The following is a 17,874-nucleotide window of genomic DNA, read 5'->3' as shown; positions in this document are numbered from 1 at the left end:
AGATTTACTGATTTTTGAAGAATGATTTTTTTAAGGCTTTAAAAATTCTTTAATTTTTTTCCGTTGAATTTTCCCAGAATGTGTTCGTGGGAACTTTTCTAAAAAAATAACTTCTTTTGGAACTTCGAATTTAGATAAATTTAATTCACTGAATTTAAATAAATTAACCTCTTGATTTTGCTCCACAACCAAAACAATTTTCTCACCCCAATCTTCATCTGATATAGAAGAAATCACAAATTCTCCTCTGATGTAAGGTTTTAAAATATTTTCCACTTTCTCAGGATTAATTTTCACACCTCCTGAATTGATCACATCATCTAATCTCCCCAAAAAATCAAACCCATCATTCGTAATTTCCACTAAATCATTTGTTTCCAACCAATTATCGCTATAAGGCGTCTTGATATGCAAATTTCCTTTTTCACCTGTTTTAATTTCCATTTCAGGTAAAACTTTAAAGCTCCTATCCTGCCCTATTTTTCGCATAGCAATGTGCGTGATTGTTTCCGTCATTCCGTATGTTTCGTAGCAATCTGTCGAGATTTTTTCTAATTTTTTTCTCAAATCAAATTTTACTGCCGCTCCGCCGATGATGAGTTTTTTTATTTTCCCGAGTTCAGAATAAGAAGCCTCACATTGTGCAGGTGTCATCGCTGCAAAATCATAATTATCAGGTATTTGAAGTTTAATTTTAGGTGGAATACAATACAGTTTTAATTTCAGTTCAATAGCACGAACCACCATCATTTTGCCTGCAATATAGCTCATCGGCAAACAAAGCAAAGCAGAATTATTTTTTTTAAGGCTTAAAAAATTTCCTGTTAGTTTTGCTGAAAGTTGCATATTTTTTTTACTCAAAACCAAATCTTTAGGTTCCCCCGTAGACCCTGAAGTTTGCACCAAAATTTTATCATGACAAAGGTAATATTCAGTGAAATCTAACACTGAGTGTTCAAACTCATTTGTTGCCTGATTTTCAGAAATTTTAAAAGGCTTAGAAAAATCTATGATTAACATTTTTTATATAATTTTTCGCCGCGAATTTCCAAATCACTTTCAATATTATTGGTAAACAAGCCGCCTGTACCCAAGCCCTGTGGTATTGCTGTATCGAGGCTAGCTGTAAATTGGGCAATGGCATTCAGCCCGATGTTACTCTCTAATGCTGATGTGATCCACCAGCCAATATTATTTTTTTTAGCTAAATCAATCCATTCCAAGCTTCCTTGGAATCCACCAACTAAAGCTGGCTTTAGGATAATGAATTGTGGTTTAATTTCTTGTAATAAACTTTGCTTTTCGGTGTTTCCCGTTATTCCAATTAATTCCTCATCAAGAGCAACAGCACATTCACCCACTGCACAAAGCTTTTTCATTTCGGTTTTGAGACCTTGCCTAATGGGCTGCTCGATAGAATGAATTTCTAAAGCCTTTAAAAATTTTAAAACTTCCTTTGCTTCTTCTAAATTAAATGCTCCGTTGGCATCTACGCGCAATTCTAATTTTTCTGCTGAGAATTTATCGCGCAGCGACTGGAGAATTTGTTTTTCTTTCTCCCAATGGACGCCGATTTTCAGTTTGATGCAGTGGAATCTCTGTTTTAATTTCTCCTCAATTTGGCGTTGCATTTCCTCTGGCGAACTCATCCAAATCAGGCCATTGATTGGGATCCCTTTTTCTCCTTTTACAAATTCAGAATTAAATAAAATGTTTTTTTGATTTTTTTGTTGTATCAGAATTTGCTCTGCCGCAAATTGAATTGATGGGAATCTTCTCCATTCTTCCCATTCAAAAGATTGATTTTCTATCTGTTGACAAGCTTGTCTCAAATAATTTTCGTAGCCAAAGATATCGTCAAAACTTAAATTCTGAAACAGATTGGCTTCTCCTACAAAAGTTTGCTCTTCTTGCTGTAAATAGATAAAATAGGTTTTTTTTGTGAGTAAAACACCTCGTGACGTCCCTGCTGGCTTCCTAAAAATCAATGTGTAAGGTTCAAACCAGCATTTTAAATTTTTCATTTTTCTAATTTTACTAACCAAAAATATCAATGATTTGCTGTGCTAAATCTGCCCCGATGCGCTGCTGAGCATCAATGGTAGAGCCGCCAATATGAGGCGAGAGCGAGAGCTTGGGGTACATCAACAAACTGATTTCTGGCTGAGGTTCGTTCTCAAAAACATCAAACGCTGCTCCACGTAATTTCCCTTCTTCGATGGCTTCTATTACTGCTTTTTCATCCACTGTTCCACCACGTGATGTGTTGATGAGAATGGCGTTTTGCTTCATTTTTGTGAGGGCGAATTCATCAATGATGTATTTATCTGCTTTGGGCGTGTGAATACTGAGCACATCGGCTTTTTGTAAAACTTCGTCTAGACTAAAGATCGGAATCTTAATTTTAATTTTTTGTTGATCAGCGAATTGAATTTCTAATGTTTTTTCTGCTTTTTCCTCATCGCTATCAGCTCCTATGATTTTCATCCCCATACCGTAAGCTAATTTTGCCACTTCTTTACCAATCACTCCTATACCTATAATACCGATGGTTTTATTTCTCAATTCAAAGCCATTGGCGTATAATCGCTTGAGTTGAGAGAATTCGGTGTCGCCTTCCAATGGCATATTTCGATTGGAATCGTGCAAATTCCGAGAAAGTGTAAGCATATGTGCTATGACCAGTTCTGCTACAGAAATTGCTGAAGAATTAGGCGTATGAATCACATGAATCCCCATTTGCTCGGCAAAATCTACATCAATATTATCTAAACCAACTCCACCTCGGCCAATCAATTTGAGCGATGGAACAGCATCTATGAGCTCCATCGGAACTTGCGTGGCACTACGCACCAGCAAAATTTCGATATGATTTTTATTCATAAATTCCGCCAATTGATTTTGTGGAATTTTTTGTGTAAATAATTTAAAACCAGAATCTAAAAGCAGTCTACCTCCCGTTTCTGAAATTCCGTCATTGACTAGTATGTTCATTTTATTGATTTAATTTTTTTTCTAATTCTTGCATCGCATTCACCAAAGCCTGAACGCTTTCTATAGGCAATGCGTTGTATAAACTAGCTCTATAGCCGCCTACGGTGCGATGCCCTTTAATGTTTTCTATACCATTGGCTTGGCAAATTTCATCAAATTCAGCTTGATGGACTTCATTTTCTAAAACAAAAGTAACATTCACTTTAGAGCGATTTTCCTTAGCCGCAGTACCTCTAAAGCAAGAATTCCTATCAATTTCATTATAAAGCAATTGACTTTTTTCTTTTGATTTTTGCTTCATTGCTAAAACCCCACCTTGATTTTTGAGCCATTTTAAATTTAGATAAGCGGTATAAATAGCAAAAACTGGAGGCGTGTTAAAGGTATTTTCTTCCTTCACATGCATATTGTAATCTAAATAAGAAGGTATATTCCGCCCATGTTTATTTAGAGCCTCTTTATTCACAATGGCAATGGCAGAACCCGCTGCACCAATGTTTTTTTGCGCTCCAGCATAAATAAGATTGAATCTAGAAAAATCAATCTCTCGCATGAGAATATCTGAAGACATATCTGCTATTAATGGAATTTCGCATGACGGAAATTCCTGATACTGAGTCCCATAAATTGTGTTATTTGAAGTAAAATGTAAATAATCAAATTTTTCTAAAGGCTTAAAAAATTCAGGCAAATAAGTATAATTCTTATCTACAGAAGTGGCAATAACTTCTGCTAAATTTAGTTTTTCTGCTTCCTCAAAAGCTTTTTTTGCCCAACGTCCTGTGTCTAAATAAGCCGTCTTTGACTCAGCTCGAGAAAAATTCATCGCCGCCATGCTAAACTGCAAACTGGCTCCACCTTGCAAAAATAAAACCGAATGCGAATCGGGTATTTGCAGAAGTTCTTTCAATAAATTTCTAGCGCCTTGCAAAATTTCTTGAAAAGCTACACTGCGGTGTGAAATTTCTAAAATAGATAAGCCCGAATCATTAAAATTTAAAATGCCTCGTGAAGCTTCATCATAAACCGATGAAGGTAAAATACAAGGGCCTGAACAAAAATTATGTTTCTTCATTAATCTAAAAAAAAGGAAAGCTGTTTTAAATCAGATTAAAACAGCTTTTTATATTCATTATTTTTGAATTAATGATGAAGCATTGCTTTTTTCTCGAGCAATCTATCCTCACTTTCCTCGTGGTCTTCATCTGGTACACAGCAATCTACGGGGCACACTGCGGCACATTGTGGCTCGTCGTGGAAACCTTTGCATTCAGTACATTTATCTGGCACGATGAAATAATAATCATCACTGATGGGCTCTTGTGGCGCATCTGCATCAGCAGAGTGGCCGTTTAATCCCACAAAAAATCCTTGCACATCTGTACCATCAGAAAAACGCCAATCCATAGCGCCTTCGTAAATCGCATTGTTGGGGCACTCGGGTTCGCAAGCACCGCAATTGATACATTCGTCTGTTATTTTGATTGCCATAGCTATTTCTTTTAAATTTGTGCAAAATAAATACAATTTTCATGCAATTAGAAGAACGAATCAAAATTTTTTCTTTTTTAGGTCAAAATTTAGAATCATTCAGAACTGATTTAAAACAAAATCAAGGTGACTTTTTTTTGAAAGATCTGAAAAATAAGATGTGCTTAGCTGAGCAAATAAATCCTTGGTTTACAACTGATAATCAAATGTATAGCTTTGATTCTTGGAGTGAAACTTTAACGGAAGAAAAATTAAAAAAATGGTTGAAAAAGCTCCCGAAAAACACTCGGCCTAAAAAAATCGGAATTATTTGCGCTGGGAATATCCCAATGGTAGGATTTCATGACATCTTGAGCGTTATCTTGTCGGGGAATTTTGCATCAATCAAACTTTCTTCTAAAGATAATGTCTTGATTCCTTATTTTTTGGACGAATTGTCTAAAATTTTTAAAGGCTTAAAGAATTTCTATGAATTTTCACCTAAAATTCAAGAAGTTGATGCCGTCATCGCTACGGGAAGCAACAATACAGCACGGTATTTTGAATCTTACTTTAAAAACATTCCACACATTATCCGTAGAAATCGCACGTCTGTCGCCGTTTTTTCGGGCAAAGAAACTGATGCAGATTTGGTAAACTTTGCTGATGATGTTTTTCGCTATTTTGGGTTAGGTTGCAGAAATGTGACTCAGATTTTTATTCCTGAAGGCTTTGATTTAAATCGAATTTTTAAAGCTTTTTTCCCGTGGAAAGAAATCATCAATCATCACAAATATGCCAATAATTATGATTATAACAAGGCGGTGTATTTGATGAATCAATATGAAATCATAGAAAATGGTTTTTTGCTGCTAAAAGAAAGCGATGAGCTAAAAAGTCCACTAGCAGTTTTATTCTACAAACGCTATAAAGATATGGATGAAGTTAGGAACTTTATTGCCCAACACAATGAGCAACTGCAATGTGTGGTGGGAAATGCAACAAATCAAATTCCCTTTGGCCAAGCTCAAAAACCAAGGTTAGAGGATTATGCTGATGGCATTGATACCTTAACTTGGTTGAGTTCTTTATGATTTTTTTTAAGGCTTGAGAAATTTTTTGTACGAAAAAGTTGCTCAATTAAGATTTCGTGAATTTAATGAATCTAATTGATAAATAACGAATTAAATTTACTAAAAGTTTTATTGAAATCCATAAATTATTTTTAAATAATAAAAATTTCTTAAGCCTTAAAATTTATTATCTCTTTATTTTACACCTAATTTTATACCTAATCGCTACTTTCGACTCTCAGAAAAATTCTCAAAACTACTCCTCTCTGCCCAGTGCTTTCATAATGGGGTTTACTCTTTTATCAAGCCTAAATTCCTTCTCGATGGGGCGATATTTACCACTAGCCAAACCTTTTTGTATAATTACCGCAATGTATAGATCTTCACGATTTTTCTCTGGTTCAAATTTCCTTTTCAAGTCAATATCAAAAGCACCCCCAGCCGTATTCCAAAGAAAAGCGCTAATCCCACCACGCAGTTCTTTGATGATATCATAGGTTGTTTTTCCCGTTTCACGATGCATTAACCGAGCTAAAATCTGCCCACGAGAAGTCGAAAGTTTTTTCAACTGTTCTTCGTAACGTTCAGCCAATTGATTATAGCGTTCTTTGATGAATTTTTTCTTCGCTCTTCTATTTTGAATCAATTCTGCCGAATCTCGTACAAAATAATACTCCCTCACCGCTTTTTCTAAAAACGGGTAAACATCATCTACCCGTTGCTCTAGCCAAATGTAGTATTTTTTTTCAATTTCTTTCTCAAAGGTGACGGTGTAGGCGTTGAGCTCATCAAGCTGAATGGTTTGATTTAAATTCCAGTCGCGTGTCTCAATTTCTGAATCACTAACTTGCTTTTGGAAATCAAAATCGTCTTCTTGCGCAAAAAGAAATATTTTTGCTGCTAAAAAAAATTTAAGGCTTAGAAAATATTTTAAAATTTTTAGTTTCATTAATAGGTTTTAAATTTTATAACTTTACACAAAAGTAATATTACATGATTAAAGACAAATTCTTTACCAAATCTAATTTAAATTTTTTAGAAAAATACATTAACACCTCCTCTCCTACTGGTTATGAAATTGAGGGTCAACTGGTTTGGATGAATTACATCAGAAGCTTTGTAGATGAAATCAGAACCGATAATTACGGTACAGCTTACGGTATCATCAATCCTGAGGCGGATTTTCGGGTGATCATCGAAGCGCATTCTGATGAAATTTCTTGGTATGTTAACTACATTACCGAAAATGGATTGTTGCACGTCGTAAGAAATGGTGGCTCAGACCAAATGATTGCCCCATCTAAACGGGTACAAATTTCAACCAAAAAGGGACTGGTAGAGGGGGTTTTTGGCTGGCCAGCAATTCATACACGAAATAAAGAAAAAGATGCGGCTCCCAAAGTCGAAGATCTTTGGGTAGATGTAGGTGCTGAAAATCCACAAGAAGTGGAAGAAATGGGGATTCACGTGGGGTGCATCATTACCTATCCTGATGAATTTAAAATCATGAACGGTAAATACTTCTGTGGGCGAGCGCTAGACAACCGCATGGGCGGCTTTATGATCGCTGAAGTGGCTCGTCTACTTAAAGAAAATAAAAATAAATTAGATTTTGGTCTCTATATTACCAATTCTGTACAGGAAGAGGTCGGGCTCAATGGCGCCAAGATGATTGCCGAAACTATAAAACCAAACATCGCTATAGTAACGGATGTAACTCATGATACCACAACGCCTTGCATGAATAAGAAAAAAGATGGCGATTTAAAATGTGGCAATGGCCCCGTGATAGCCTATGCTCCAGCAGTGCATCACATCATTCGTGATTTGATAGAAGAAACCGCTATTGATAAAAAAATAGATTTTCAACGTTCCGCTCTAAGCCGCTTTACGGGTACGGATACCGATGCTTTTGCCTTTAGCAATGGGGGCGTACCTTCAGCACTCATCAGCCTGCCGCTTCGCTACATGCATACGACGGTAGAAATGGTGCATCACCAAGATGTGAAAAACTGTATTCTATTGATGTATGAAAGTTTATTGAAGATTAAAGACAAACATCACTTGAGTTATTATAAAGCTTGATATATAACGGGTAGAGAGTAAATGCGAAGTGATTAAAATAAATTCCATCAGAATTTAAAAAAACTTTAAATTTTAATTCTTTATTATCAATATCTGCTAATAGCAAAGACAATTTCCCTGTTTTTAGGTTCAGGTTTTTTAGAAACAGTAATCAGATTATACCTCCCTTTCTTTAGGTTGATAATTTGATTACTTTTTATTTTTTCGATGACTTTTTTGGTTTTATCATTCACGATCACAAGCACAATCCCCTCTATCGGCTGATTAAAATCTATGAAAAATTCTCCCGATTGCTGAACATTAAAATCAAAAATTTCTGTTTTGTTTTTATCAACCCTCGCCTTAAATTGAACCATATTTATAGCATCATCTTCTTCAAATTCATTAGCAAATGAACTCATCGTATTACTTTCGCCGTAACCAGTTGGTTGACAACTAAATAATAAGAAAACACTAAAAATAACCACAAAAATTCTCACAACTTTTATTCCTATACAATGAATTAAGCTCTAATTTTGTGCCAAACCTTTGGTTTAACTAGTTTTTAAGAGCAAATAAGTGATTTATAAGCTGTTTTTAAGAAATTCATCTTCAATTTTATCAATTATTTAGAAACTGAAAGTTTGGGAACTTTTATACTTTAATCATGATTTAGCTTTTCTCATTTTTCAAGGAGCCGAGGTCGGCGACATGACTAAATTAGCCGAGAAAATCAATCAAAATTTCGGGCGGATGTGAAAGATTTTAGCCAATATAGCTAGATAATTTTCATCTAGATTTTCAAATTTCTATTTTTGCATAACACGCAAAAGTATCCATGAAGAAAAATACAGAAAAAAAGAAGTCTTTGCACCAAAAATATGGCGTAGTGCAAATGGTGGCTGGTGTCTTGAGTTTATTTTTAGGCTTTGTTTTTTTGCTTTCCTTTAGTTCCTACCTTTTTAATTGGGAAAAAGACCAAAGTCAACTCGGTGCATGGGATGACCCTAATATAGAAGTTCAAAACATTTTCGGAAAACTGGGTGCCTGGTTGGGCGAAACTTTCATTCATCAAAGTCTCGGTATCACTGCGGTATTTTGGGCTTTTTGGCTACTATTTCTAGGTGCAATTTTCATTTTTAATCTAAAGAAGGTTAAATTTTTAAAAATCACGCTCAATTTTTTGTTTTTCTCCATTTGGGTACCAGTTTTCTTAAGTTTCATTTTGCCCGATTCTCCCATCTGGGGAGGGCGCATGGGCTTTGAAATCAAATCTTATTTGATGAATTTGATTGACCTTCTCGGCATTGTTTTGGTGTTGCTTTTCACGCTTGTATTATTTGTCGTTTTTGAATGGAAAATCACCCCCGAAACGCTTAAAAAAGTGAAAAAACCTATTTTTGAGAATGAAATTGAGGAAAACAATCATGAGGAAATTTCTGAAGGCTTAGAAAATAATTCAAATCAAGAATTTTCTAAAGGCTTAGAAAATTTAGAAGAAAATTCTGACGTTGCAAAAGAGAGTTCTGTGCAAAAAATTCTAAGCTTAAACAAAAGAAAAAATATTAATACTGAGGAGGAGGAGGACGATGCTTCTATTTCCCCTTACCTAAAAGAAAATGAGGAGGATAACAATGATTTGAAGCTTAAGATGTCTACAGCGCATCCTGTGGAACCTGACGCTTCGGCAAATTTGGATGAGCTCGGCGTTGAGACTCCGCAAATCAATGAAATCATTATAGAACCTGATGATGAAGATGATGTTGCGATGACGGTAGAAACGATAGAGGAAGATGAGGTGGAGATAGAAAATCTAAGTCAAAAATTGGTGCAGCAATTTGGTGAGTTTGATCCTCGGCTAGAGCTTTCTAAATATCAGTTCCCAAAAATTGATTTGCTTTACGATTATAATAAAGGTAAGAATTTAAATATCGACCAAAGTGAATTAGAGGTCAATAAAAATAAAATTGTCGAAACACTCAAAAATTATAAAATCAATATCGATAGCATCAAAGCAACCGTTGGCCCTACCGTTACGCTCTATGAAATTGTACCCGAGGCTGGTGTAAGAATTTCTAAAATTAAAAATCTAGAAGATGATATCGCTTTAAGTCTGAGTGCTTTGGGCATACGAATCATTGCTCCAATACCGGGGCGTGGAACCATCGGGATAGAGGTACCAAACAATAACCCTACGATGGTGAGTATGCGTTCGGTGATTGCCTCTAAGAAATTTCAAAGTTCAGAGATGGAATTGCCCATTGCTTTTGGCAAAAATATTTCAAATGAAACTTTTGTGGCTGATTTGGCAAAAATGCCACATCTACTGATGGCGGGCGCCACTGGGCAGGGGAAATCTGTGGGGATTAATGCCATTATTACTTCATTGTTGTACAAAAAACATCCAGCTGAATTAAAGTTTGTAATGGTTGACCCCAAAAAAGTTGAATTAGCTCTTTATAATAAAATTGAAAGACATTTCTTAGCTAAATTACCTGGGGTAGAAGATGCTATAATTACTGATAATCAAAAAGTTATTAGCACTTTAAATTCTTTGTGTATTGAGATGGACGACCGCTATGATTTGTTGAAAGATGCCTGTGTAAGAAACATCAAAGAATACAACGAAAAATTTAAGGCTCGGAAATTAAACCCCGAGAATGGACATCGTTTCATGCCTTATATCGTTTTGGTGGTAGATGAATTTGCAGATTTAATCATGACGGCAGGTAAAGAGGTAGAAGGCCCGATTGCTCGTTTGGCTCAGTTAGCTAGGGCGGTAGGAATCCATTTGATTATCGCTACCCAACGCCCGTCTGTGAACGTAATCACAGGTATTATCAAAGCCAATTTCCCTGCAAGAGTAGCCTACCGCGTAACTAGTAAAGTAGATTCAAGAACAATTCTTGACAGTGGTGGTGCCGATCAACTCATCGGGAAAGGAGATATGCTCTACACCAAAGGTAACGACTTGATTCGCCTACAATGTGCTTTTGTAGATACTCCAGAGGTAGAAAGTTTAGCAGACTATATTGGCTCACAAAAAGGCTACCCCGATGCTTTTTTACTGCCCGAGTACGAAGGTGAAGAAGGAGGTTCTATTTTAGACATTGACCCCAATGAGAGAGATTCTCTTTTTGATGATGCAGCGCGTATTGTAGTTGCAACACAACAAGGTTCTGCTTCAATGCTACAAAGGAAATTAAAAATTGGCTATAATCGTGCTGGGAGAATCATCGACCAATTGGAAGCAAATAATATTGTGGGGCCTTTTGAAGGGAGTAAAGCTAGAGAAGTATTGATAACTGATGAAAATACTTTGGAACAGTTATTGAAAAATCAATGAAAATTTTTAAAATGAAAATATATAGTTTAATCATATGGGTTTTACTGAGCTCTTTTACTTTTGCTCAAAATGCCGAAGCGATTTTGAACAAAGTAAGCGCTAATTATAAAGCTAAAAATTCCTACTATATTAAATTTAAAAGCGAGCTAGAAAATTCTAAAACCAATACGAAAGATCAATATAGTGGTGAAGTTTACGTGAAAAAAGAAAAATACAACTTGAGTGTTCCTGCAATGAATATTCAGCAAATTTATACTGGGAAAAAACTTTACACTGTGAACCAAGAAATACAAGAAGTGACCGTAACTCAGCCAGAAAAAAATAGTGATGAATTGTTTACGCCCACTCGCGTTTTAGATATTTATAAAAAAGGTTACACCCTCTCAGTTGAAGGAAAAGAATATTTCCAAAATAAAGATGTAACGAAAATTAAATTAACTCCTACAAAATCAGGAAATGTGAAGTATATTATTATTGGGGTTAATGAGAAAAATAATAATTTAGTGTATTTGCAAGAAGTAGATTTGAATGACACCAAAATAACCATAAGCGTTGAAAAACAACTATTTAACATCATAGTTCCCTATACTTTATTAAATTTTGATAAAAAATTTTATAAAAACTATTACATTTCCGAAATTTGATGCATGCTTAAGAAGCTCGATTGGTATACGATAAAAACTTATTTCGGTCCGTTTCTATTTATTTTCAGCGTATTGTTTTTCATTTTCATGGTACAATATGCATGGCAAGAAATGGATCGATTTCTAGGAAAGGGTTTTGGAATGTTGAATATTCTAAAGCTTTTATTTTATTTAGGTCTTTCAAAAGTTCAGCTAGTGATGCCGTTAACCGTTTTGCTCGCTGCCATCATGACTTTTGGTGGATTTGGAGAGAATTATGAATTAGCAGCCATGAAGTCGACTGGAATTTCTCTTGGGCGAATCATGCTGCCACTTTTTGTTTTCATTTTCTCGCTTTCGATTGGTTTATATTTCTTCTCAGACCGCTTAGTCCCTTTTGCTGAAAGGAAGGCAAAGAATATGCTATTTAATATCCTTCAGACTAAACCCGCTGTCAACTTTGCGCCAGGTGTTTTCATCACAGGTGTCCCTGGATTTACGATGAAAATCACAGACAGATATGGTGAGAATGAAAAATTCATAGAAGGTGTTTTTATTCACAAGGAGAGTTCGCCTTATGAAAATCAACAAACCATCATTGCCAAAAAAGGTATTTTTGAACCTGCTGAAGACAATCGTTTTCTAAAACTAGCTTTGTTTGATGGCTATTTTTATGAAGACAACATTCAAGGTTTAAACAATATTGAGCTAAAAAGACAGCCCTTACAGAGCATTCAATTTGATACCTTAATTCAGCATTTTGACATTTCTGAATTGGTAGAATCAGCCATAGAAAAAGAAAATGTAACAGACCATTATAATTTCCTAAACACAGTTCAGCTTATGGATCGCATTGATACTTTAGAAATTGAAAATCAAGCTTTCTATGATAGGAGTTTAAATGAAAATCTATCTACCATCGTGCAGCAATCTTATATGATGGATACCACGACATTGAATCAAAACTACAAACTATACCCTGTTAAAAAGTTAAACCAAGAAGAAAAAGACCGCCTCGCCTACAGCATCAAGTCTGATTTAGAACGAGACAAAATCCTTTATCAAACCACACATGAGGAAGTCCAAAGCCGAGCCAAATTCTTCTCTCGTCACGTACTCGTTTTAGTTCGTAATTTTTCTAATTCGTTGATGTGTGTTGCATTTTTTTTAATCGGAGCACCGCTAGGAGCTATCATTAGAAAAGGAGGCGTAGGAATGCCTGTTGTTGTAGCAATCATCATTTTCATCGCTTTTTATTTAATCTATATGTACAGCGAAAATTTAGCTAAAAACGCTCAGTTAGACCCTTATGTAGCCGCATGGTTACCTTTAATGATTTTCATGCCATTAGGTTTATTTTTCACTTATAAAGCTATGACTGATTCAGACTTATTTGATTTAAACTCATATTTTCAACCTTTTGAAAAAATAGCAAAAAAACTAAAAATTAATGCTGGGAAAAAAGAACACACAAGATACCAATAATATTGAAAATAAAATTCAACTTAACACCATAGAAGAGGCTCTAAACGACTTCAAGCAAGGAAAAATCATCATTGTAGTTGATGATGAAAACCGAGAAAACGAAGGTGATTTTGTGACTTCGGCAGAGCTCATCACCGCAGAGAAAATCAATTTTATGGCAAAATACGGGCGTGGTCTGCATTGCGCTCCTCTCACAGAAGAACGCTGCGAGCAGCTAAATCTACACCCCATGGTGGGGAATAATACCGACCCTAAAGAAACAGCTTTTACCGTTTCTGTCGATTTATTGGGGCATGGCGTTACAACAGGAATTTCAGCCTCAGACCGAGCAAAGACAGTTCAAGCACTGATGAATAATGACACACTACCACACCACCTAAGTCGCCCAGGACATATTTTCCCGCTCAGAGCAAAAAACGGCGGAGTTTTGCGACGCCCTGGGCACACCGAAGCAGCTATCGATTTATCCATACTAAGTGGGCTAAAACCTGGTGGCGTAATCGTAGAAATTATGAACGAAGACGGAACCATGGCAAGAGTTCCTCAGCTAATTGAAATTGCCAAGAAATTTGATTTAAAAATCATCAGCATTGAAGACCTTATTTCATATCGCCTGCAAAACGACTCTCTCATCAAGCGAATCAATGAAGTTAATTTTCAGAGTATTTATGGCGAGTATAAACTTATTGCTTACCAGCAAACTACCAACGAACAAATTCACTTTGCAATGACTAAAGCTAATTGGAGCATTGATGAAGTCGTTCCCGTCCGTGTGAAAAGCACCAACACTTACTTCGATTTATTCTCGGCGCTTCATCTTGGCGAAAAACCCTTGCTGAAAAAAATTACAGATATTATTAATCAAAACGGAAAGGGAGCAATTATTTTTATCAATAACGTAGCAGATTCCGATTTAATTTTAGGAAAATTCAAGCACTATCAAGATTATTTAGAAGGTACTAATAGCCAAGCCTTGATGGAAACTGACCAAAAAGACTACGGAATTGGTGCACAAATCATCAAAGATTTAGGAATCAAAAAAATTGCTTTAATTACCCAAAATCCTAGGCAGAAAAAAGCCATCGGTGGCTATGGGCTCGAGATTGAAGAGTATATTCATTTAACATAATTTTTTAAGGCTTAAAAAAAATTTAAAAACTTAATTTCCTAAATGAAATTTATCATAGGATAAAAAAAATTATTATCGTATGATAATTAAAGTGAAGTTATTCTCTCTATCATTTTTTTTGTATATTGAATCAAAATTTTATTTATGAGTTTCCCTTCTGATATTGAAATTGCTCAAAGCGCAAAAATACAACACATCTCGAAAATTGCAGAAAAACTAAATATTCCTCTAGAAGAATTAGAATTTTACGGCAAATACAAGGCTAAACTCCCTTTGAAGTTAATTCAAAAAAACCAATGGGAGAAAAATAAATTAATTTTGGTCACCGCCATTACACCAACGCCAGCAGGTGAAGGCAAAACCACGACTAGCATTGGTTTGGTAGACGGATTAAACAAAATTGGAAAAAAAGCTACCGTCGTGATACGTGAACCCTCACTAGGTCCTGTTTTTGGAATCAAAGGTGGAGCTGCTGGTGGTGGGTATGCACAAGTGATTCCTATGGAAGATATTAATTTGCATTTCACAGGTGATTTTAATGCTATAGAAAAAGCTAATAATTTGCTCTCGGCAGCGATTGACAATAATTTACAGTCTAAAAAAAGAAATTTGAATATCGACCCCAAAACAATTACATGGAAGCGTGTGATTGATATGAATGATCGCTCTTTGCGCCAAATCATTCTGAGCATAGGTGATAATAATGGAGTTGTGCGCCAAGATGGATTCAACATTACGCCTGCCTCGGAAATCATGGCTATTCTTTGCTTGGCCGAAAACTTCGAAGATTTAAAAAATCGATTGGCTAAAATTTATATTGCTGATACCTTTGACGGGAAACCTGTCTTTGCCCGAGATTTAAATGTGGTTGGTGCGATGGCAATTTTGCTGAAAGATGCCATTAAACCCAATTTGGTACAAACTTTAGAAGGAAATCCTGCGATTATTCATGGTGGCCCGTTTGCGAGTATCGCACAAGGAACCAATACAGTCTTGGCTACCAAAATGGGTATGAGCCTGAGCGAATATGTGGTAACAGAAGCTGGATTTGGTGCAGACTTGGGTGCAGAAAAATTTATCAACATCAAGTGTAAAGCTTCTGCCCTACAGCCTGATGCAACTGTAATTGTAGCCACAGTCCGTGCTTTACGCCACCATGGCGGAGCCTCTAAAGATGATTTACAAACTCCTGATTTAGAAAAAGTAAAAAAAGGATACCCTAATTTAGAAAAACATATCCAAATCATTCAATCTTTTGGCTTAAATCCTGTGGTGGCGATTAATCATTTCCCAGGTGATGATGATGCTGAACTTGAATTTATTCAATCCCAATGCAAAAAATTAGGCGTAGACGCCGTGTTGGCAGAAGGCTTTTCTAAAGGAGGTGACGGCATGACTAATTTAGCTGAAAGTGTTATTCAATCCATTGAAAATCAAAAGAAAGAAAATTTTAAATTTCTCTATAATAATGATGATTCAATTGAAGAGAAAATTGATTCTATTGCCTCAAAAATCTACGGTGCTTCTGAGGTCAATTTCACGCTCAAAGCAAAAAAACAAATGCGTGAGCTTAAAAAATTAGGCTTTGATGATATGGCGATTTGTATGGTTAAGACACCAAAATCTCTAAGCGATGATGATAAAAAATTAGGTTGCCCCACAAATTTCAGTGTTACGGTAAGAGAGTTTGAGGTCGCCGCTGGAGCTGGTTTTATAATCCCAATGCTAGGTGATGCCATGCGCATGCCAGGTTTACCATCTACGCCTGCTGCCGAAAATATGGATATTGATAATGATGGAAATATTACTGGTTTGGCCTAATTTTTTTAAGGCTTAAAAAATTTATCTTGATTTTTTTAAAACCTTGAAGAATTTTATAAAAGTAGTCGTCTCAAAAATAAAAAATTGAGGTGGCTATTTTTTTTAAGGCTTAATTTTTTTAAGGCTTAATTTTTTTATGAATAGTTCTGAGATATTCTTTAAAATAAAAAATAAAGTAATCCATTATCTGTCTAAATACCAAAATATTACAAGTATTTTTAAAATATCAGGTAACGAATTAGTAACTCAACTTGCTTCCTTGAATTTCACTGATTTTCATTGAAAACTCAATACCGCAAATATACACTTATTTACTTTCAAAAAAAAATCTTGTAACTTTGCTTTGCAGGCTGCACGCTGCAAGTCGGCACCCATAGAGGAGCACGCTTGCGGCGTGCAGCCTGCAAATACATACAAAGTTTTATTACAGGATTTATTTGAATGTAAATTTTGTTTCTTAGTTTGATTTTCTTCTTTCTCCCTATTTTAGTTTGTGATAATTAATGCTTATTTTTTTAGTCTTAATTTTAAAAAATCTAATATGTCGCATTATGTAAACATGTTCAGACGAATTGAACAAGAGATTGAAAAGGAAGAAAAAAAAGTAACGTTTGAAACCAAGCAAATTACGCAGGAGGCACTTAAGATGGTGATTTACCTAAATGACAAATTGCAAGAATTTCGTAAAGAGATTTTACAAAAAGGCTTTGAAGATGATGATGAAGAAATCTATTTCTTTCGACATATCAAACCCAATATTCAGGGAAAATTAATCTTTTACAATAGAGTGTATCGTACAGAAATGCTACGCCCTACCTCTATCAATGACTTTACTAAAAAATACTTTAGTGATGAGGAGGAAAGATGCCGAAAGCGTTATGATTATTTTCTAAAATCAGACGATTTTTATCGCTATTATTGGTCGGGCAGAAATGATAAAGATGCTCTCTACTTTAAGCGTTTCGCTATTAATCTTGCTGATGGATTAGAAAATCATGTCTTTGATTTAGACCCCTATTTTTCTACTTATTATGACTATTTAGTCGCTAGAATTATCGCTCGTGAGTTATTTTATGATTATCTATTATTCAGGACAACTGAAAAACAATACGAAGATATAGAGGATTTTGAACATTCCTTGGAATGGAGTGCTTCTAAAAATGCCCTTGTGGAGCTAATCTATGCATTATATTGTTCTGGTGCTATTTCCAATGGAAACACCAACCTGAGCGCTATCTCTTTTGCTTTTCAAAGGATATTTAAAGTGGAACTCAAGGATATTAATCACTCCTTTCATCGTATGAAATTTCGTTCAAAATCTCAAACCTTATTTATTGATCAATTACAGTCTTCTTTGCAAAACTATATCAATAAAAATTTATAGTTTGCTTTTGCCCATTTATTGGGCATAAGAGAAAAACACCCATAAACACCCATTGGCAAACCACACTCACACTACTTACTTTACTAACTTCAAGATGATTATTAGTCGCTTTAAGTGTCTTTTTTTTGCTCTAAATTCATGATTATTCAGGCATAAACATAAATGCGTTAAAATGGCTAATTTTCTATCTACCCATTGGCAAAACTTGGCGTTATCATCGCCTCAGTCTTCTGAACTTTGTCCCCAGATAAACGATAAAATTAGAAGAAATGAAATTAATCACTATTGAAGAGAACCAATGGCTACAATTACGCCAAGAAATCCAATTTATAAAAGCGTACATCCAAGAACAATCTCAATCGACAGAAATCATTGACTCCTACCCACTCTCTACTAAAAATAGAAAAAATTCCGAACTCGTCCCGTTTTATACTTTTGCCTCAATAAATTTTCTATTGAAGAGATAGAGAATTGCATATCTTAAA

The 17,874-nt window shown here is 35.3% G+C and carries 16 protein-coding genes; 9 read left to right on the top strand and 7 right to left on the bottom strand.

The window, feature by feature from the left end:
* Positions 1 to 30: 30 nt before the first annotated feature.
* From QOX03_RS04035 to QOX03_RS04015, 5 genes are all read right to left on the bottom strand, one after another.
* Complete coding sequence (locus QOX03_RS04035) at positions 31 to 1,020, bottom strand: AMP-binding protein (RefSeq protein WP_283671612.1); 990 nt, start codon at positions 1,018 to 1,020, stop codon at positions 31 to 33.
* Positions 1,014 to 2,024: an o-succinylbenzoate synthase gene (locus QOX03_RS04030; protein WP_283671611.1), complete on the bottom strand. Its 1,011-nt coding sequence runs from the start codon at positions 2,022 to 2,024 to the stop codon at positions 1,014 to 1,016. The genes QOX03_RS04035 and QOX03_RS04030 overlap by 7 nt, the downstream gene beginning before the upstream one ends.
* 13 nt (positions 2,025 to 2,037) lie before the next feature.
* Positions 2,038 to 2,994, bottom strand: a complete 957-nt coding sequence (locus QOX03_RS04025; RefSeq protein ID WP_283671610.1) for an NAD(P)-dependent oxidoreductase — start codon at positions 2,992 to 2,994, stop codon at positions 2,038 to 2,040.
* A 1-nt stretch (position 2,995) separates the two neighbouring features.
* Complete coding sequence (gene serC, locus QOX03_RS04020) at positions 2,996 to 4,069, bottom strand: 3-phosphoserine/phosphohydroxythreonine transaminase (protein WP_283671609.1); 1,074 nt, start codon at positions 4,067 to 4,069, stop codon at positions 2,996 to 2,998.
* A 68-nt stretch (positions 4,070 to 4,137) separates the two neighbouring features.
* Entirely contained in the window at positions 4,138 to 4,485 is a 348-nt protein-coding gene (locus tag QOX03_RS04015; RefSeq protein ID WP_283671608.1) for a 4Fe-4S dicluster domain-containing protein, read from the bottom strand.
* Between the two features lie 41 nt (positions 4,486 to 4,526).
* Between QOX03_RS04015 and QOX03_RS04010 the strand changes: the two genes are divergently transcribed.
* On the top strand, positions 4,527 to 5,558 hold the full coding sequence (locus tag QOX03_RS04010) for an acyl-CoA reductase (protein ID WP_283671607.1): 1,032 nt from the start codon (positions 4,527 to 4,529) through the stop codon (positions 5,556 to 5,558).
* Between the two features lie 235 nt (positions 5,559 to 5,793).
* On the opposite strand, the gene QOX03_RS04005 is transcribed toward QOX03_RS04010, so the two are convergent.
* Positions 5,794 to 6,486 carry a DUF4294 domain-containing protein gene (locus QOX03_RS04005; protein ID WP_283671606.1) on the bottom strand — a complete coding sequence of 231 codons (693 nt, stop codon included), beginning with the start codon at positions 6,484 to 6,486 and terminating at the stop codon, positions 5,794 to 5,796.
* A 44-nt stretch (positions 6,487 to 6,530) separates the two neighbouring features.
* Between QOX03_RS04005 and QOX03_RS04000 the strand changes: the two genes are divergently transcribed.
* The gene (locus tag QOX03_RS04000) at positions 6,531 to 7,622 is read left to right on the top strand and encodes a M28 family peptidase (protein WP_283671605.1); all 1,092 of its coding nucleotides are present in this window, start codon (positions 6,531 to 6,533) and stop codon (positions 7,620 to 7,622) included.
* An 86-nt stretch (positions 7,623 to 7,708) separates the two neighbouring features.
* On the opposite strand, the gene QOX03_RS03995 is transcribed toward QOX03_RS04000, so the two are convergent.
* Positions 7,709 to 8,101 (bottom strand): hypothetical protein, encoded by a 393-nt coding sequence (locus tag QOX03_RS03995; RefSeq protein WP_283671604.1) that lies wholly within the window; start codon positions 8,099 to 8,101, stop codon positions 7,709 to 7,711.
* Positions 8,102 to 8,439: 338 nt separating this feature from the next.
* Here QOX03_RS03995 and QOX03_RS03990 point away from each other — a divergent pair, with 338 nt between their 5' ends.
* The 7 genes from QOX03_RS03990 (at position 8,440) to QOX03_RS03960 (ending at position 17,856) form a co-directional block, all read left to right on the top strand.
* Positions 8,440 to 10,947, top strand: a complete 2,508-nt coding sequence (locus tag QOX03_RS03990; protein ID WP_283671603.1) for an FtsK/SpoIIIE family DNA translocase — start codon at positions 8,440 to 8,442, stop codon at positions 10,945 to 10,947.
* 11 nt (positions 10,948 to 10,958) lie between these two features.
* Positions 10,959 to 11,591, top strand: a complete 633-nt coding sequence (lolA1, locus tag QOX03_RS03985; RefSeq protein ID WP_283671602.1) for an outer membrane lipoprotein periplasmic chaperone LolA1 — start codon at positions 10,959 to 10,961, stop codon at positions 11,589 to 11,591.
* Positions 11,592 to 11,594: 3 nt separating this feature from the next.
* Positions 11,595 to 13,055 (top strand): LptF/LptG family permease, encoded by a 1,461-nt coding sequence (locus QOX03_RS03980; RefSeq protein WP_283671601.1) that lies wholly within the window; start codon positions 11,595 to 11,597, stop codon positions 13,053 to 13,055.
* The gene (gene ribB / locus QOX03_RS03975; protein ID WP_283671600.1) at positions 13,021 to 14,184 is read left to right on the top strand and encodes a 3,4-dihydroxy-2-butanone-4-phosphate synthase; all 1,164 of its coding nucleotides are present in this window, start codon (positions 13,021 to 13,023) and stop codon (positions 14,182 to 14,184) included. The genes QOX03_RS03980 and ribB overlap by 35 nt, the downstream gene beginning before the upstream one ends.
* 144 nt (positions 14,185 to 14,328) lie before the next feature.
* Positions 14,329 to 16,005, top strand: coding sequence for a formate--tetrahydrofolate ligase (locus QOX03_RS03970; protein WP_283671599.1), 1,677 nt, complete (start codon positions 14,329 to 14,331; stop codon positions 16,003 to 16,005).
* A 541-nt stretch (positions 16,006 to 16,546) separates the two neighbouring features.
* Positions 16,547 to 17,389 carry an RteC domain-containing protein gene (locus QOX03_RS03965; protein WP_283671598.1) on the top strand — a complete coding sequence of 281 codons (843 nt, stop codon included), beginning with the start codon at positions 16,547 to 16,549 and terminating at the stop codon, positions 17,387 to 17,389.
* Between the two features lie 269 nt (positions 17,390 to 17,658).
* The gene (locus tag QOX03_RS03960; RefSeq protein WP_283671597.1) at positions 17,659 to 17,856 is read left to right on the top strand and encodes a hypothetical protein; all 198 of its coding nucleotides are present in this window, start codon (positions 17,659 to 17,661) and stop codon (positions 17,854 to 17,856) included.
* The last annotated feature ends 18 nt before the right edge of the window (positions 17,857 to 17,874 follow it).

This window comes from Candidatus Ornithobacterium hominis (assembly GCF_951229915.1).
In the GTDB taxonomy this organism is placed as follows: Bacteria; Bacteroidota; Bacteroidia; order Flavobacteriales; family Weeksellaceae; genus Ornithobacterium; species Ornithobacterium hominis.
This window is presented reverse-complemented; position numbering and strand designations above follow the sequence as displayed.

Bases quoted from the DNA above. Each gene is read 5' to 3' on its own strand.
- QOX03_RS04035 (WP_283671612.1), bottom strand. From the start codon at position 1,020: ATGTTAATCATAGATTTTTCTAAGCCTTTTAAAATTTCTGAAAATCAG.
- QOX03_RS04030 (WP_283671611.1), bottom strand. From the start codon at position 2,024: ATGAAAAATTTAAAATGCTGGTTTGAACCTTACACATTGATTTTTAGG.
- QOX03_RS04025 (WP_283671610.1), bottom strand. From the start codon at position 2,994: ATGAACATACTAGTCAATGACGGAATTTCAGAAACGGGAGGTAGACTG.
- serC (WP_283671609.1), bottom strand. From the start codon at position 4,069: ATGAAGAAACATAATTTTTGTTCAGGCCCTTGTATTTTACCTTCATCG.
- QOX03_RS04015 (WP_283671608.1), bottom strand. From the start codon at position 4,485: ATGGCAATCAAAATAACAGACGAATGTATCAATTGCGGTGCTTGCGAA.
- QOX03_RS04010 (WP_283671607.1), top strand. From the start codon at position 4,527: ATGCAATTAGAAGAACGAATCAAAATTTTTTCTTTTTTAGGTCAAAAT.
- QOX03_RS04005 (WP_283671606.1), bottom strand. From the start codon at position 6,486: ATGAAACTAAAAATTTTAAAATATTTTCTAAGCCTTAAATTTTTTTTA.
- QOX03_RS04000 (WP_283671605.1), top strand. From the start codon at position 6,531: ATGATTAAAGACAAATTCTTTACCAAATCTAATTTAAATTTTTTAGAA.
- QOX03_RS03990 (WP_283671603.1), top strand. From the start codon at position 8,440: ATGAAGAAAAATACAGAAAAAAAGAAGTCTTTGCACCAAAAATATGGC.
- lolA1 (WP_283671602.1), top strand. From the start codon at position 10,959: ATGAAAATATATAGTTTAATCATATGGGTTTTACTGAGCTCTTTTACT.
- QOX03_RS03980 (WP_283671601.1), top strand. From the start codon at position 11,595: ATGCTTAAGAAGCTCGATTGGTATACGATAAAAACTTATTTCGGTCCG.
- ribB (WP_283671600.1), top strand. From the start codon at position 13,021: ATGCTGGGAAAAAAGAACACACAAGATACCAATAATATTGAAAATAAA.
- QOX03_RS03970 (WP_283671599.1), top strand. From the start codon at position 14,329: ATGAGTTTCCCTTCTGATATTGAAATTGCTCAAAGCGCAAAAATACAA.
- QOX03_RS03965 (WP_283671598.1), top strand. From the start codon at position 16,547: ATGTCGCATTATGTAAACATGTTCAGACGAATTGAACAAGAGATTGAA.
- QOX03_RS03960 (WP_283671597.1), top strand. From the start codon at position 17,659: ATGAAATTAATCACTATTGAAGAGAACCAATGGCTACAATTACGCCAA.